Here is a 15,688-nt window from a genome sequence, read left to right on the forward strand (position 1 = left end):
CCGACCCTTGGGAGCCCAGGAGGTCTGGCCCTGGGTGTTCCACCCCGCGAGGCCTGCTCCTGACTCGTGTGGCCGCCGTAGATGCCCCACGCCGCGCTGGCCCGACGTGGAGGCGACTTTCCGGGCCCCACAGGGCGGCGGTGCGGAAGATCCGGCGGTGCCGGAATACTGCCGCTGCACCGCCGCGCGGGGCGGCCAGGACCGGAGGGAGTCACCCGGGCTGTCGGAATCCGGCATGTCAGGAACCTGACACCATCAGGGAGATGACATGCACAGGTCGACAATGGCAGGCTCTTGACCGGCCGCATGGGGCTAGGCGTTCCCCACAGGGATCTCGCACCGCTGCGGTCATGTCCTCCTCACCGCACCACCAGCTCTACTCGGGCAGCACCCCCTGCCCGGGCTGTCACCGGCCGCAACCCCGGTCGCCGCAGAAGGAGTTCCGCGTGAGAAAGACCCCCCGAAAGGCTGTTGTCGCGAGCGCGCTCATAGCGGGCGCCGCGATGATCGCCGTTGCGCTCCCCACGTCCGCCACCGCCGGCACCCAGACCGACGCGCCCAAGGCGCAGGTCCGGGCCGGCGCGCTGCAGGTCCAGCTCAGCGCGAGTGAACGCGCCACGCTGCTCGCCGACGCGCAGGCCACCGTCGCCACCACCGCCAGGACCCTGGGCCTGGGCAGCCAGGAGCAACTGCTGGTGAAGTCCGTCCTGAAGGACGCCGACGGCACGGTACACACCCGCTACGAGCGGACCTTCGCGGGCCTGCCGGTCCTCGGCGGGGACCTCGTCGTCCACGCGGCGGCGAACGGCGCCGTCAAGGGCGTCAGCAAGGCGACCAAGGCGACGGTGAAGGTCGCCTCGACCACCGCCGTGAAGAGCGCCGACTCGGTGAAGACCTTCGCGCTCGGCCGCGCCAAGGCCAAGGGCACCACCGCCCCAAAGGCCGACACCGTCCGCAAGGTTGTCTGGGCCGCCTCCGGCAAGCCCGTGCTGGCCTGGGAGTCCGTGATCGGCGGCGTGCAGCACGACGGCACCCCGTCCGAGCTGCACGTCATCGCCGACGCCACCACCGGTGCCAAGCTGTTCGAGTACCAGGGCATCGAGACCGGCACCGGCACCGGCCAGTACAACGGCCAGGTCACCCTCGGCACCACGCTGTCGGGCTCGACCTACGAGATGACCGACGGCACCCGCGGCGGCCACAAGACGTACGACCTGAACGGCGGCACGTCCGGCACCGGCACGCTGTTCACCGACGCGGACGACGTCTGGGGCAACGGCCTGCCGAGCGACCGTCAGACCGCCGGTGTTGACGCCGCGTTCGGCGCCCAGGCCACGTGGGACTACTACAAGGACGTCCACGCCCGCAACGGCATCAAGAACGACGGCGTCGGCGCCTACTCCCGCGTGCACTACGGCAACGCCTACGTCAACGCGTTCTGGTCCGACTCCTGCTTCTGCATGACCTACGGCGACGGCTCGGCCAACGCCAAGCCGCTGACCGCCGTCGACGTGGCCGCCCACGAGATGACCCACGGCGTCACCTCCAACACCGCCGGCCTGATCTACAGCGGCGAGTCCGGCGGCCTCAACGAGGCGACCTCGGACATCATGGCCGCGGCTGTCGAGTTCTACGTAAACTCCGAGACCGACCCGGGTGACTACCTGGTCGGCGAGAAGATCGACATCAACAGCAACGGCACCCCGCTGCGCTACATGGACCAGCCGAGCAAGGACGGCAGGTCCAAGGACGCCTGGTACTCGGGCATCGGCAGCATCGACGTCCACTACTCCTCCGGCCCGGCCAACCACTGGTTCTACCTGGCCTCCGAGGGCAGCGGCGCCAAGGTCGTCAACGGCGTGAGCTACAACAGCCCGACCTCCGACGGCCTGCCCGTCACCGGGATCGGCCGCGACGCCGCCGCGAAGATCTGGTACCGCGCGCTGTCGACCTACATGACCTCCTCCACCAACTACGCCGCCGCCCGCACCGCCACCCTGCAGGCGGCCGCCGACCTGTACGGGCTCGGCAGCGACACCTACAACAACACCGCCAACGCCTGGGCCGCCATCAACGTCGGCAGCCGCATCGTCCAGGGCGTGACGGTCACCGACCCCGGCCTCCAGACCACGCTGGTCAATAAGTCCGCGAGCCTGCAGATCCAGGCCACCAGCACCAACCCGGGCGCGCTGACCTACACGGCCACCGGCCTGCCGGCCGGCCTGTCGCTCAATGCCTCCACCGGCCTGATCTCCGGCACCCCCACCAAGCTGGGCACCAGCACGGTCACGGTCACGGTCACGGACTCGACCAACGCCTCCTCCACCGCGACGTTCACCTGGAACGTCGTCAGCGTGATCAAGACCTTCGAGAACACCACCGACGTCGCCATCCCGGACGGGGGCGCCGCGGTCTTCTCGGACGTCAACGTCACCGGGATCGCCGGCAAGGCACCGAGTGCCCTCAAGGTCGACGTGGACATCAAGCACACCTGGCGCGGTGACCTGGTCATCGACCTGGTGGCCCCTGACGGCACGCTGTACCGCCTGAAGGATTCCAACATCAGCGACTCGGCCGACGACGTGCTCGCCACCTACACCGTGAACGCCTCCAAGAAGACCGCCAACGGCACATGGAAACTCAAGGTCCAGGACATGTTCAGCGGCGACAGCGGATTCATCAACAGCTGGAAGCTGACCTTCTGACCTCAGTAGCAGCACACTGAGGCGGCGGGACCCCTCCCGCCCGGGCCCGGCCGGCCATGACCGGCCGAGCCCGAACGCTGCTCCGGGCTCCGGGCCGCGAGACCCGGGACGAATTGCAGATCCACCTGGTCCCTGTGCTGCTGGACGGTGGAGTGCGGCTGTTCGGAGTGCGGCCGTTCAAGGAGATAGGCGACCATACCCGCGAGTTCGAGACCACCAGGGTCATCGACCTCCCCGGGGTCGCCCACCTCCGGCTACGCCCCGTCAAGTGACGACCGGCGGCCCGGTGCGGGCTGCCGGTCGCCCGGCTCAGTGCGCGTCGCGGATGAGGGAACGCACCAGTCGGCACGTGGTGCTGGACGGCGGGTGGCTCCCGATCCGGGCGGCGGTGGCGCATATCCGCCGGTTACGAGCCTGCTCGGCGCGGTAGACACCCGTGTCGAGCAGAGCGATGGCCAGGCGCATGTCCTTCAGGCTGCAGTTGTGGTTGTGGGACTCGTACCATTCGCGCGGCTGCCGGCAGGCAGCCGCTTCTTCTTCAACGGCTTCGTCGTGACTGCGGCTACGGCTACGGCCATCAGCGACCTCCACCCGGCCGGTGGCCGGGAAGCCCCGGACCTCACCGCGGTGCGTGCCCCGGACCGTCAGCCGCACCCCGACCCGGTCGCCCGACCGAAGACGTCGTCCATCGGACCTCAAAGTCGGGGAAGGCGGCGCGCAGCACCTCGGCGTTCCGCCGCCACGCGTCGCGTCCCCGCATCTGCAAGGGCATCCCCGCGATGTTGATGGCGAAGTCTTCCGTCATCAGCCGGGTGCAGGCGTCGAGGTCATGGCGGTTCAGCGCGGCAAAGGCGGCACGGACGAGCGCCACGGGGTCCTGGCCGGGCCGGGGCGCGGGCGTGGGGATGTGGCCGGTCATGGCGGGTCCTTCGTCGGGTCGGCGGCGGGCGGGGACCGCGGCCTCGCCCCCCGTTCCACTGCCGGATCGCGTCCCCGCCCTGTCCCTGCGCCCACGCCAGGGTCGACTTGTAGATGGTCAGCGCGGTGGCGGCGTCGTGGAAGCAGTCGCCCGCCTCCAGCCACTTCCGGGGCCCGCCCTTGAAAGCGGCCCGGAACGCGTCGCCGGCCTTTCCCGACCAGCCGTCGGTGGTGTCGATTCGCTTGAGACCCTCGTCGGTCGAGTGCAGAGTGTCGCCGTAGCTCTTCAGCCAGGCGGCGGTCGAGGTGATCGCCTCCGGGTCGTCCGGTACGAGCTCCTTCGGGTCGCACGTCTGTCCGAGGTCCTTCGCCGTCACTTCGCCCCGGATCCTCGCCGTTGTCACGGCTGAGCGTGCCGCTCAGATGCCCGGCAAGCTGCCCTTCGAGCTGGCCGTAGGCCTTCACGCTCGCGTTTAGGCGCTGGGAGACCTGCGTGGCGTCCTTCGCCAGGTTCTCCACGCCGATCTCCCAGCGGGTGCAGAACTTCCCGAGGACGTCGGCCAGATGATCGTGGCCGACGTCCTCCTTCTTGTGGCCGAGATCGCTGACCTCACGGCCTGCCGTTCTCGACCTGGAGTCTGGCCAAGCTGGTCGCCGAGGGGGTGGTCGACGACATCAGCCACGAGGGCCTTCGGGCCCTGCTCCGCGAGGAGGCGTCTCCTTACGTTTGTCGGTGGGTTGATTCCTTTCAACGCGTGAAGACCTGGAAGACCTCCCGCGACCCCGACTACGCGGCCAAGAAGGCCCGCATCGAGCATCTCTACGCGATCGCCGACGGGGAGGTCATACCCGAGGAAGGCGAGCCCGAAGTCGTCTTCTACATGGACGAGTTCGGGCCGCTCAACCTCCAGCCCCACCCCGGTCGGCAATGGACCGAACGCGGCGGCCGGCACAGGGATCCCGATCGCAAGCCCCGGCCCCGCCGCCGGGCGACCTACACCCGTCCGCACGGGGTCCGCCACCTGTTCGCTTTTCTCGTAGCGGGTGGCCACCGCCCGGTGCCTCTTGAACCGGTTGATCCCGCATTCGACACGGTCGGACAGGCGAGACGCAGGAGCACGAGTGGTCATCATGCCGTGGCAACTGGCCGCGGCCGCAAGCGGGATGACCTGCGCGGACGAGATTCTCGGCACGCACAGAGCTGACCGACTCCGGTGTCACCCGGTGTAGGTGAACTCGTCGGCTGGACTGGTGGGGGACGAGTAGCCGTTCACGGTCACGGTGATGTCCACGGTCGTGCTCGTAGGCTTGCCCGACGGGGGTGCTTTGGCGACGATCTTGTCCGAGTCGACCTGGACGGATGGCGAGGTGTTCTTCCCGAAATGCACGGTGGCGCCTTTCGCGAAGCCCGCGCCGGAGATAGTGACCGAGTCGTTGGCCTTGCCCCTGTCCGGTGTGATGCCGGTGACCACCACGGGTTCGGGCCCGCCGTAGGCGAACTGCCCGAGCGGGACGGCCGGGGAGGTGCCCAGGGGGTTGGTGACATACACGTTGACGATGCCGGTCCCGTCGGGCACCTCGGCAGTGATGGTGCCGTCAGGGTTGAACGTGGGTGGTTTCTGGCACGGGACGGGGCCGAAGTCGACGTTGCAATCCTTGCTGAAGTCGCGGCCCTTGATAGTGACCTGTGTGCCCGATGCGCCGAAGCTGGGGATCACGCCGGTCACCACCGGCGGCCCGGAGAGGACGGGCGCGTCCAGCAGTTTGAGGTAGGTGGAGTTGGCATGCTGAAATGCGACCTGGCCCAGGAAATCCTCAACCGAGGCCTTGACCAAATTGTCGTCGCGAACCATGTAGTCGGTGTTCTTGCTGACGGCAGTGCCCGGCTGGACGTAGACATTGTTCCCGCGCAGAGCTGCGATCGACCCGAGGAGCACCTTCACCTCGAGAGTTGCCGCTGGTCCGGGATCCGGGTACCAGCTCTCCGCGGTGGGGAGATCGGCCCAGGCCAGCGGCACCACGTCGTAGGCGTTGACGTAGCGCTGGTTCATGCTCCCGAACTGGGAGGTGAGGTAGTCGGCGAAGCTCTGCAGACCGGCGGTGGGTGCCGCGAAGGTGACCACCCCGAACTGAGGCTGGCTTTGCTGCCAGGTCTGCGCCTTCAGGTACAGCGCGACCATGGTCGCGATGCAACCACCCAGGCTGTGACCGATTACGTAGACCGTCGGCTGCGGAATCCCCGTCAAGAGGCCGGCGAGCGCCTGCACGAGATTGGAGCTGGCGCTGAGCGAACGCATGTCGACGACCTGAGTGAAGGCGTCCATCGCCCCCTTCGACACGGAAATGGGGGACGTCGACCCGCTGGCGGTGAACGGCACCACCGTGCCGACGTCGAGGTCTTCGAGAATGTCGGTCACGCTGGCGATTGTCCCGCGGACGACCACGGCAAACTGGTTCGAGCCGTCGTTGTTCTTGGCGATGTACGCCATGTTCGCGTTGTCCGGGCTCAGCGCGAGCCACGTCGGTGTCCAGTTTTTCGTCAGGGGGGAGTTGGAGAACTGCCGGGAGATGCCGAGCTTGATCCGCTCGGTCTGGGCTTGCAGGGTCTCCCCCGACGGACGCGGAGTCGCTCCAGTTGCCGCGATCGCGGCCAGGGTCATGGCCACCTGAGGCGTGATCGGAGTGGCCTGTTGTGCCGCCGCCATGCTCGCTCCTTAAGTCTTCACCCATCGTCAAAAATCTCCATTTCAATGTATTCGCGTACTCAGTATCCTGACGGATGTCAGGCTCTTTGCGCTCTCTAATTCACTCGTTCGGAATGGGGTCCGACTTCAAGCGGAACCGTAGTAAACGGCTTCAAGGAACTGGTTTGCCCTACAACCGCGTCGTCGCGGTTGTTCCAGCGATTCCGGGGTGGACGGTGGAGGCAGCCCAGTTTAGGCCGTTGCGCCTACCGAAAACCTCATCCGCGCAGGTCATGCGGCATGTTGGTACTCGTGGAGGATGCCGCCGAGCCGTTCACGTCTCCGTATGTCGAGGCGAGCGATCTGCTCCTGATCGCTGATCGGGACCGGCAACGGGTGCAGAGGGCGGGTGTTCTCGATGCCCTGATGGGGCCGATGGGAGTTGTAGAAGTCCTCGAACTCGCGTAGGGCGTGCAGCAGGTGCCGCTGATTCCAGATCGATCTGAAGCACGCCCGAGCGCGCGTCGCGGAGCTGACCGAGCAACTCCGCGATACCGAGGACGACCTGGCCGACGCGCGGACCAACATCCGGCAGCTGATCCGCAACGCGAACACTGCCACCACGCCGTAAGGACGAGCGCCGAACACTGCTGCTCTCTGCTGCCAGCCCGGGCACGAGCGGCAGCAGAGAGCAGCAGGCGCAGACACGCTATGCAGCTCAGGCCGACCGGAGGCAGAAGGGGTGTCCGGCCGGGCTGGCGTAGACCCGACCGCCCTTAGCGGTGCGGAGCGTTGCGATCGGACACCCGATCCGGCGACGGACGGCACCGCCCCCACACGACCGGAGCGATCGTGCGGGGCATCGGACCGCCCAGGCCAGACCAGGTGACCGGGGGCGTGAGGGAACCCGCCCACCCACAACGGACCGGCCCCCCAAAGAGCCGTCACCGAACGGGACGCGAAAGCGGAACGGTGTCTGCCCACTTCGAGTCGGCGAGGACCTGCTGCATCAGCAGCGTGTTGACGTGAACCATGGCTGACTGGAGCAGGTGCAGGGCAAGTATGGATACCTCCTGGGACTCCTTGTCCGCACCCCTATTACATGCCCTCGAGCTCCCCAGTCGGGACGGGCCGCACCGGTCGCTCGGAGCTCCGACCGGGGGCCAGCCCGGGAGACATGACGCCGCCCGGCGCCGGGCACGGGCGTGCAGCGCCGGGCGGATGCCAGTGGTTCAGGGACGCCAGCTGCGCAGCTGGTCGGCGATGCCGGCTGCAGTGCAGCGCGGGTCGTACAGCTCCCGGGCCAGGGCGGCGAGCTGCTCGCGGGTCGGGTCGGCCGGGATTCCGCTGGCGTTGAGGTACATGACGGCAGCGGCGCAGGCGACGGTCAGGTTGGAGCGCTCGAGCCATCGGCAGCGGCCGAGGGTGTGCACCAGGGCGGCGGCGCGGGCGTACGGGCCGCCGTACACGGGCTGTTCGAGCAGTTCGGCCCGGTGGCGGGCGACGGCCGCGATCGGGACACCGAGGTCGTCGGGCGCGGGGTCGCGGTGGCCGGCACGTTGGGCGATTTCCAGGACCCAGGACAGATCGACGTGCAGGGACATGCTCACGCAGCGGCGCCCCGGGGGGGCCGGGCAGGGGTGCGCTGCGCGTCGAGGTCGGCTTCCAGGTGGTCGAGGAAGTCACCGTGGGTGTCGATGAGCCGCTGGGCTGCGGCCATACCGGCCGCACGGGCGCCGGTGGTGTCCTCGACGATGAGGCGCTGCACGTACTGGTTGAAGTCGAGGCCGCGGGCGGCCGCGGCATCCTTGCCGGCGGCGAGCACATCGGGCTCCAGCCGCAGCTGCGTCTGCTTCTTCGGGCTGCTCATACCGCCAAGGTAGCAGGGTGGTAGCAGTCCGGCGAGAGCTCGCCCCGTCTCTCGGGCGCCGATGCCACCGCCGGGCACAACGAAAGCCCCCCACCGTTAGGACAGTGACGGTCTTCGCCGGGATGTCGGAGATGAACCTACTGGCCTGAGTCAGAGATTCCTTGGTGGTTCTCTCTGCGCGGCGTGATCTTCCTCTGGTGATCCTCGATCTTGCGAAGAACTTCTGACTCAGGTCACTCGGGTCCCGCCCGCAGAAGGCCGTCCGGGTACAGAATTGACTGGTCCGCCGGTCCCGGCGGCCGTAGCATCCGTCCATGATCGAGGACGTGGCAGAGGCTGTGGCTGGGCGCGTTGCCGGGGAGGAATCGGAGGGCGACGCGGGATCGCCCCGGGAGATTTGCTGGCGGGGTAGAGGCGTCGCCTTCGCGCCGCTCGACGTCGACGACGCGGAGCTGGTCCATGTCTGGCGCGCCGACCCCGTGGCCGCCCACGAGGTCGGCATGTGGCCGCGTCCCCTCTCTGCCGTGCGCGAGCGCATCGAGCGTGACCGCGACGAGCACCACCGCGATGACTTCCTCGTCCTGCTCCCCGACGGCACGCCGATCGGCCACATCGCCCTGACAGACCAGGACATGGTCGACGGCACAGCCGAAATCATGCTGATGCTGGACCCCGACCACCGGGGCCAGGGCTACGGCGCGGACGCCGTGGACGCGCTGGTCGACCTCGCCTTCGGTGAACTGCCCATGCACCGCGTCCAGGCCGTCACCCACACCACCAACACCGCGGCCCTCGGCGTCCTGGCCAGGGCCGGGTTCGTCCGGGAGGGGGTGCGCCGCTCCGCCTGCCTGCATCGGGGCCGCCGGTACGACGTCGCGGTGATGGCCCTGCTCCGGGACGAGTGGCAGGCGCTCACTCGACCCCGGTCCTGGGACGTGCCGGTCACCGGCCAGTGACCTGAGTCAGGGGCTTCTGGCGCCGGCAGCGGTTCAGGCAGCGAAGATCAGCGAGGTGCTGCCGCTGCTGGATCTCCACGGTCTGTCCTCGGGTGATTCCGTGCCCGCGCTGGAGAAGTTCCTCGGCTCGGCGGCCGGCCTGCCGCCCGCCGCCATCACGCGGCTGACCGCGCAGTGGCAGGCCGACCACGCCGCGTTCATGGATCGTGACCTGTCCGCCACGGACTACGTGTACGTGTGAACCGACGGCATCCACCTGCGCATACGCCGGGAGGAGGCCAGAGCCGCAGTGCTGGTGGTCATGGGGGTGTGCGCCGACGGCACCAAGGAGCTGATCGCACTGGCCGACGGCTACCGCGAATCGGCAGGGGCATGGGCCGGGCTGCTGCGCGACTGCGCCCGCCGGGGCATGCACGCTCCGGTCCTGGCCGTCGGCGACGGCGCGCTCGGCTTCTGGAAAGCCCTGGCCGAGGTCTTCCCCGCCACCCGCGAACAAAGGTGCTGGGTACACAAAACCGCAAACGTCCTGGACAGCATGGCGAAGTCCGCGCAGCCCGCGGCCAAGCGCGCACTGTCACTGGCCAGTGCGAGTTCGGTGTCGAGGTCGGTGTCGAACCAGGTGACCGATGGGTCGCCATCCGGGCCGCAACCTCGGTAGTCGAGGCCGATCCAGCAGTGCCCGCCCCGGCGCCGCGGCACCGGGGCCGTCATGGATCGCCAACCAAGAATGGGTCGTCGGCTTCGAGCTGGAGTCGCGGAAGCTCATGCGATCCGTGAAGGGCATCACCTGTGGAGCCCCGACGGGTGCCCCTGCCGGGGCTGTTCCCGTCGTGTGACGCTTCCCGCTCTTCAGCCGCCTGCCGTCAAGCCCGTCAGCGTCAGCACCGCTCTGACGCCCCGACCTGACGTGGTGACGGCCCGCGTCAGCCCGGAGCCGGAGAAGGCATCCCAGAGCCCGCAGAAACCCTGAGCGGACCAGATCATCTGAAGGCTTTACGACGAACTCGGCGGCAAGCGGCCGGGGAACTGGCACATCGTTGATGCCCTCCGTCAGAACGGACTGCCACATAGCGAAGGAACCGCCCGGGAGGCCCGGAAGAGAGCGGATGCCAAGGAGCCGAAGCTGAAGGCGCTGCCGCCCGCCTGACGGCGGACAAGGCGAGAACGGCGGTCAGAGGCAGGACCCTTCCTTCTCGACCGTGTCGGGCCGGATGCAGGAGGTCCCAGCGGCGTACTCGCCACTACGGTCGTAGACCTGGAGGACCGCCGTCTCGTCGATCTCCCACCAGGCCGCGAACGCCTCAGCGATATACTGGCCCTGCTTCTCCAGGTCCAGCATCTTGTCCTGCTCCACCTGGTCCCCGTCCTCTATGGCCTCGTAGTTGATGGTCGGGTAGTCGGAGCCGGCCTCCAGAGCCGGGTAGGCCAACTTGCGCTCGTAGCCCCGCCACCCCTTCAGGTGCTTGACCGCTGTCTTCTGTTCTGCGGTCCCGTGCTTGGCAACGAACTCCTTGAACTCCCGGAAGGTACCAGGGGTGTCGGCGATCTCGCCGAGCGACAGAGTGACCTTCTCCGGTTCGGGGCTGACGGTCTTCTCCGGCTCCGGCGAGTCGGCCGTGACGCTCGCGGTAGCACTGGGCTTGGTCGTTGACGCTGCGTCCGAGGAGGAGGCATTGTCACCGCACCCCGCCAACGCCGCGATGAGCGTAAGGCCCACGACGACGCCACACACGAGAGTCGACTCGTTCTTCGTCCTACTGATGCCCACGTCACGATCTCCGTTGAGTGCTGGAGGGGTTACCGACAGGCGTCACCGCAGGTAGGAGCCCCCCTCACCTGATGACGCGTGATCGTACATGTGACCAATCCATGAAGAGATCGCGCCCCTGTCGTGTGGAGAATCTCCTGCGCACGCCCAGGAGCCTCGGCATGATGATGCGCACCATGGATGGATCCGTGTGGGTGGGACTGGCGGGCACGGTCATCGGTGGCGGACTTCGATTTGGGCGTCGATGGCGGCCCAGAGCCGTCAGGCGAAGGCGACACGAGACCTTCGGAAAGAAGAGAAGGCCGAGGCCGACGTGGAAGAGGCGATCACTCAGCTCTATGTGATCAAGCAGCGCGCCCGAGAACACCCCCAGAACCACCAGGAAGTGGGCGAGTGGGAGTAGTCGGGGCCGACGACCCGGTGACGCACCCTGACGTTCGCACGCATTTGCGGTGAATCGCCAGATGTACGCCGATGCGTCCGACGATTTCCACGAAGTCGGGATCATTCCCGATCCTTGTCTCCGCGCGGAGCACGTTGGAGTAAAAGTCGGCCAGTTCCAGCGGTTCGGCACAGTCCAGAACCAGGACGCTCGTCTTCTCGACGGTCATATTCCCCGGATACCCCGGGGTCGGCCGCGCACGCCGGGCGGAACGACCCGCTCCCAGGCCATGCTGACGGAGCCAGGTGCGAGCACCGGGTCGCTGGACCGTCTCCCTGAAGGGGTGTCACCCCGCTGGCGCGCCCGGCGAGGACCCCGGCTTCTTCTCGTCGGCCCCGCGGCGCAGAGCGCTGTCCTGTGACGTGACCGTTGAAAGCGGCGCAGCGATCTGTTCCAGCGACTTCTGTTCTGCGGCCACTGCGAAGAAGACGGCCACCAAACCCGCGATCACCATCAGGGCCGCCCCCACACAGAACGCGAGAGCGGCGTCTCCGACGACTCCGCTCTGCGTCAGGCCCGCGAAGAGCAGGGGGCCGGAGATACCGCCAGCCGCCGTCCCGATCGCGTAGAAGAAGGCGATCGCCATGGCCCGTGTCTCCATCGGGAAGATCTCACTGACCGTGAGGTAGGCCGAACTCGCACCCGCCGACGCGAAGAAGAGGACGACGCACCAGCACAGCGTCATCGTGATGGCGTCGAGCCGTCCGGCATCGAACAGCCAGGCAGTAAGGAACAGCAGCACTCCGGAGAGGATGTAGGTCCCCGCGATCATCGGCCGGCGGCCCCAGGTGTCGAAGAGACGGCCCAGGAACAGTGGGCCCAGGAAGTTGCAGAACGCGATGGCGGCGAAGAAGTAGCCGGTTGTTCCGGTGGAGACGTCGAAGAACGTGACCAGGATCGAGCCGAAGCCGAAAGTGATCGCGTTGTAGAGGAACGCCTGTCCGACGAAGAGCGCGAAGCCGAGCGTCGCACGCTTGGGATAGTCACGGAAGACGGTTTTCCCGATCTCGATGAAGCCGACGCTGCGTCGCTGTTCGACAGTGATCTCGCTCTCCGCCTCGGGGAGCGGGCGGCCCGTCTCCTCCTCGATCTCCCTTTCCACTTCGTCGACGAGCTTCTCCGCTTCCTCGGACTGTCCGTGGATGAACATCCACCGCGGGCTTTCCGGCACATGACGGCGTACGAGAAGGATGGCCAGTCCCAGAACGACGCCGAGGGCGAACGTCAGCCGCCAGCCGACATCCTTGGGGAAGATGTCGGTATCGAGTGCGAGGACCGACAGGAGAGCACCACCCATCGCACCCAGCCAGTAACTGCCATTGATGATCAGGTCGACGCGGCCCCGGAACCTGCTGGGGATCAGCTCGTCGATGGCGGAGTTGATGGCCGCGTACTCGCCGCCGATACCGAACCCGGTCAGGAAGCGGAAGAGGAAGAACCACCAGACGGAGAAGGAAATAGCAGTAAGCGCGGTCGCCGCGAGGTAGACGGTGAGAGTGATCAGGAAGAGCTTCTTACGGCCGTAACGGTCCGTGAGCCAGCCGAAGAAGAGAGCGCCGGAGCAGGCGCCCGCCACGTAGAGCGCTGCCGCGACGCCCGTGACCTGAGCGCTGCTGATCGTCAGGCCGCTGCCAGCTTCGGAGAGCCGGCCGGCGATGTTCCCGACGACGGTAACTTCCAGGCCGTCGAGGATCCAGACAGTGCCCAGGCCGATCACGATCATCCAGTGCCATCGCGACCACGGCAGGCGGTCCAGTCTCGCGGGGACCTTTGTCGTGACCGTTCCGGTGACTGCTTCTCCGCCTCGGCTCATAGGACTCTGCCTCCTGAGAGGGCGGCCCGCGTCGCCGCCCTTGGCGCCGAGGCCGGGTACCCCGGGTCCAAACGGATAAACAGCACCATGAAGCGATGCCCTACTGGTGAGGCGCGCCGGTCAACGTGGAGAGGGGTACACCCGACCAGGTCCTGTCCGGAGAGGGCCCCGGAGGCCATATGCCGCACAAACCGTAGCCGCGCTCATAGGCGACCGAGCCGGGGCTAGACAGTCCGGCGCGCTGGCTGTCTCCCGAATCGTAGGGCACCTCGGACGTCCGCCATGGCGTCCCGGATCGCCCCCAGGACGACCTCCTGCTGAGCCTGTCCGCTGCCACGCTCGCGGGCCGCGCAGCGTGAAGTCGACGTCCAGGTGCGGGGCGTATGCCTCGGGTTTGCGGTCGGTTCGTCTTCTTCCCGCGCCGCACAGCCTGCGGGTTCGTGGATGGCGGGCCGCAGTGTCGGCAGCGTCGTTTGCCGAACGTTTTCCGACACTGCGGACTGGTGGCAGCGGGGGATTGACATCACTGGTGCGTCAATCACCATGATCTTGGTGTTGGTCCTGGCGCGCTGAGCGATGCAAAGCTGAAGCCTCTCCCCCGGCGATCTGGCGTGTCACGAGAGGCAAACTCCTTGGACATCTTCAAGACGAAGCACGGTTCGGCCCTGGGCTTTCGGGCCTCTGACGACGTCGTCGCCGTCCTTGGCATCCCTTATGCCGCGCCGCCGTTCGGCGCCAACCGATTCCGGGAACCTCTCCCGGCACCGGCGTGGACCGGAGTGCGGGACTGCACGGACTTCGGCCCAGTCGCCCCGCAGTCGGCACAGCTGCCCGGCGCACCCGTGTGGTCTCCTGACGGCGAGGACATCCTCACCGTCAATATCTGGACCCCGGCCCCCGAGGGCGGCTGCCTGCCCGTCCTGGTCTGGATCCACGGCGGTGCCTACACCTTCGGATCCTCAGCCCAGCCCGACTTCGACGGCACCACGCTGGCCCGCGCCGGTCTGGTCGTGGTCACTGTCAACTATCGGCTTGGCTTCGAGGGCTTCGGACACATCCCGGCCGGCGAAGGAGCCGTCTACCCGGACAACCGGGGTCTGCTCGACCAGGTCGCGGCTCTGCACTGGGTACGGGAGAACATCGCCGCCTTCGGTGGCGATCCTGGCAACGTCACGGTTGCCGGCCAGTCCTCCGGGGCCGCTTCGGTTGCCTGCCTGATGGTGATGGACCGCGCCCGCGACCTGTTCCACCGTGCCATCGCCCACAGCGCCGCCAGTCCTTGCTACACGCTCGAAATCGCTGCAGCAACCACCCGCGAGGTCGCTGCGGCGGCGCGCTGCCCCGCCACACCTGCGGGCCTGACCTCTGCGACTCCGCAGGCCCTGGTCATCGCCTCCGACCAGGTGGTCGAGGCCTACCGGCGTGACCCTGCCTCCGGATCCCGCCACTACGACCCCTCCCTGTACGCCCCCGTCCTGGACGGCAACGTCCTGCTGACCGACCCCCTCACGGGGATGGCCGCCGGTGTGACCCGAGGAGTGGACCTGCTGGTCTGCCACACGACGGAGGAGTACTGGTTGCTCGACGCCGTCGGCAGCAGCGCGAAGATCACCACCGATGAACAGCTTGCTCTCTTCGCCGAAGACTTTAGCCTCCCCGACGGCCTGGTGGCCGGCTATCGCGCTGTGATGCCCCATGCCCCAGTGCTCGACGTCTACCTCGCGGTCTTCGGTGATCTGCTGTTCGGCGAGTACAGCAACCGACTCGCCGAGCTTCACACGCAGGCCGGCGGCCGGGCGTACCTGTCACGTTTCGATCGGCGGCGCACTGGCCCGCACGGGGTCGTGCGGGCCTGGCACTGTGCGGACATCCCCTTCGCCTTCGGCAACCTGGACAGTGACTGCCTGGCATTCCTCATCGGCGGCGCACCCACCTCTGCAGACCATCAACTCTCACGCAGCATGGTGCGCGCCTGGGCCGATTTCGCTGCCACCGGAGACCCGGGCTGGCTATCAGTCAACTCCACCACCGACGCCAAAATATGGAACACCGACGACGATCCTGTCGACAACGAACCCGCCGCTATCCGAGCTCTCTGGGCCAAGGCCGAATTTCCAGTCCTTCGTCCGTGAACCGGGGAACCACCCCGGGAACCTATGCACTGAGGACAGAGACGCTGCAGAGGGCCGCCTTCTCTGGCGAGCCCAGCGTCTCCGCCGCTGAGGCGAGGTCGGAGGCGGCGATGTAGGGAGGCGGTGAGGGGCCAGCGATGGGTCGCTGGCCCCGTCACGGGTGCTGGTGCTCGGGTAGGCCGGCACCGGCGCGGGGCCCTCGCGGCAACGTGGCCGCCCGCGGTGTGTCCCGAAGTCGCGGTGGAGCCACGAACCGACGGGGTCCTGCGCGTGTCACGTGCACACACGCATGGTGTGTCCCCCAGAGTCACAGCCGGGACGGTGTCCCTCAACGGTGATTGAGCGAGAAGTGGGGGGAAACGTCGGCGGGTTTCCCCGCTCACCTGCGGAAACGTTCGGT

14 protein-coding genes and 4 pseudogenes are annotated in these 15,688 nt (G+C 67.7%); 8 read left to right on the plus strand and 10 right to left on the minus strand.

Features of this window, described 5'->3' with window-relative positions; genetic code table 11:
* The first annotated feature begins 446 nt into the window (after positions 1 to 446).
* Together OH809_RS00765 and OH809_RS00770 are read left to right on the plus strand one after the other, a co-directional pair.
* Positions 447 to 2,705 carry a M4 family metallopeptidase gene (locus OH809_RS00765; protein ID WP_406415395.1) on the plus strand — a complete coding sequence of 753 codons (2,259 nt, stop codon included), beginning with the start codon at positions 447 to 449 and terminating at the stop codon, positions 2,703 to 2,705.
* A gap of 56 nt (positions 2,706 to 2,761) precedes the next feature.
* Positions 2,762 to 2,977 (plus strand): hypothetical protein, encoded by a 216-nt coding sequence (locus tag OH809_RS00770; protein WP_406415397.1) that lies wholly within the window; start codon positions 2,762 to 2,764, stop codon positions 2,975 to 2,977.
* 37 nt (positions 2,978 to 3,014) lie between these two features.
* Here the strand turns inward: OH809_RS00770 and OH809_RS00775 are convergent.
* The 3 genes and pseudogenes from OH809_RS00775 to OH809_RS00785 form a co-directional block, all read right to left on the minus strand.
* A pseudogene (locus OH809_RS00775) lies at positions 3,015 to 3,283 on the minus strand (hypothetical protein).
* A gap of 41 nt (positions 3,284 to 3,324) precedes the next feature.
* Positions 3,325 to 3,624, minus strand: a complete 300-nt coding sequence (locus OH809_RS00780) for a nuclear transport factor 2 family protein (RefSeq protein WP_406415398.1) — start codon at positions 3,622 to 3,624, stop codon at positions 3,325 to 3,327.
* On the minus strand, positions 3,533 to 4,027 hold the full coding sequence (locus OH809_RS00785; RefSeq protein ID WP_406415400.1) for a putative T7SS-secreted protein: 495 nt from the start codon (positions 4,025 to 4,027) through the stop codon (positions 3,533 to 3,535). The genes OH809_RS00780 and OH809_RS00785 overlap by 92 nt, the downstream gene beginning before the upstream one ends.
* A gap of 213 nt (positions 4,028 to 4,240) precedes the next feature.
* On the opposite strand from OH809_RS00785, the pseudogene OH809_RS00790 reads away from it, so the two are divergent.
* Positions 4,241 to 4,654, plus strand: a pseudogene (locus tag OH809_RS00790) (IS630 family transposase); the annotation flags it as partial.
* A 186-nt stretch (positions 4,655 to 4,840) separates the two neighbouring features.
* Here OH809_RS00790 and OH809_RS00795 read toward each other — a convergent pair.
* The gene (locus tag OH809_RS00795; RefSeq protein ID WP_406415402.1) at positions 4,841 to 6,328 is read right to left on the minus strand and encodes a lipase family protein; all 1,488 of its coding nucleotides are present in this window, start codon (positions 6,326 to 6,328) and stop codon (positions 4,841 to 4,843) included.
* A 279-nt stretch (positions 6,329 to 6,607) separates the two neighbouring features.
* Here OH809_RS00795 and OH809_RS00800 point away from each other — a divergent pair, with 279 nt between their 5' ends.
* On the plus strand, positions 6,608 to 6,775 hold the full coding sequence (locus OH809_RS00800; protein ID WP_406415403.1) for a hypothetical protein: 168 nt from the start codon (positions 6,608 to 6,610) through the stop codon (positions 6,773 to 6,775).
* 476 nt (positions 6,776 to 7,251) lie between these two features.
* Here OH809_RS00800 and OH809_RS00805 read toward each other — a convergent pair whose 3' ends face one another.
* From OH809_RS00805 to OH809_RS00815, 3 genes are read right to left on the minus strand one after another with little or no spacing between them, the layout of a single operon-like run.
* The gene (locus OH809_RS00805) at positions 7,252 to 7,530 is read right to left on the minus strand and encodes a Tn3 family transposase (protein WP_406424640.1); all 279 of its coding nucleotides are present in this window, start codon (positions 7,528 to 7,530) and stop codon (positions 7,252 to 7,254) included.
* Positions 7,531 to 7,539: 9 nt separating this feature from the next.
* Complete coding sequence (locus tag OH809_RS00810; RefSeq protein ID WP_406424642.1) at positions 7,540 to 7,911, minus strand: fic family toxin-antitoxin system, toxin component; 372 nt, start codon at positions 7,909 to 7,911, stop codon at positions 7,540 to 7,542.
* Positions 7,912 to 7,913: 2 nt separating this feature from the next.
* Entirely contained in the window at positions 7,914 to 8,177 is a 264-nt protein-coding gene (locus OH809_RS00815; RefSeq protein ID WP_406415405.1) for a hypothetical protein, read from the minus strand.
* 314 nt (positions 8,178 to 8,491) lie between these two features.
* On the opposite strand from OH809_RS00815, the gene OH809_RS00820 reads away from it, so the two are divergent.
* Together OH809_RS00820 and OH809_RS00825 are read left to right on the plus strand one after the other, a co-directional pair.
* Complete coding sequence (locus tag OH809_RS00820) at positions 8,492 to 9,133, plus strand: GNAT family N-acetyltransferase (RefSeq protein ID WP_406415407.1); 642 nt, start codon at positions 8,492 to 8,494, stop codon at positions 9,131 to 9,133.
* A gap of 49 nt (positions 9,134 to 9,182) precedes the next feature.
* A pseudogene (locus tag OH809_RS00825) lies at positions 9,183 to 9,707 on the plus strand (transposase); the annotation flags it as partial.
* A 597-nt stretch (positions 9,708 to 10,304) separates the two neighbouring features.
* Here OH809_RS00825 and OH809_RS00830 read toward each other — a convergent pair.
* The gene (locus OH809_RS00830; protein WP_406415409.1) at positions 10,305 to 10,901 is read right to left on the minus strand and encodes a hypothetical protein; all 597 of its coding nucleotides are present in this window, start codon (positions 10,899 to 10,901) and stop codon (positions 10,305 to 10,307) included.
* Between the two features lie 244 nt (positions 10,902 to 11,145).
* On the opposite strand from OH809_RS00830, the gene OH809_RS00835 reads away from it, so the two are divergent.
* On the plus strand, positions 11,146 to 11,304 hold the full coding sequence (locus tag OH809_RS00835) for a hypothetical protein (RefSeq protein ID WP_406516332.1): 159 nt from the start codon (positions 11,146 to 11,148) through the stop codon (positions 11,302 to 11,304).
* A gap of 46 nt (positions 11,305 to 11,350) precedes the next feature.
* On the opposite strand, the pseudogene OH809_RS00840 reads toward OH809_RS00835, so the two are convergent.
* A pseudogene (locus OH809_RS00840) lies at positions 11,351 to 11,512 on the minus strand (VOC family protein); the annotation flags it as partial.
* Between the two features lie 117 nt (positions 11,513 to 11,629).
* On the minus strand, positions 11,630 to 13,156 hold the full coding sequence (locus OH809_RS00845) for an MFS transporter (protein ID WP_406415410.1): 1,527 nt from the start codon (positions 13,154 to 13,156) through the stop codon (positions 11,630 to 11,632).
* 632 nt (positions 13,157 to 13,788) lie between these two features.
* Here OH809_RS00845 and OH809_RS00850 point away from each other — a divergent pair.
* Positions 13,789 to 15,288, plus strand: coding sequence for a carboxylesterase/lipase family protein (locus OH809_RS00850; protein WP_406415412.1), 1,500 nt, complete (start codon positions 13,789 to 13,791; stop codon positions 15,286 to 15,288).
* The last annotated feature ends 400 nt before the right edge of the window (positions 15,289 to 15,688 follow it).

The sequence above is a fragment of the Streptomyces sp. NBC_00873 genome, from assembly GCF_045207415.1.
Lineage (GTDB): Bacteria > Actinomycetota > Actinomycetes > Streptomycetales > Streptomycetaceae > Streptomyces.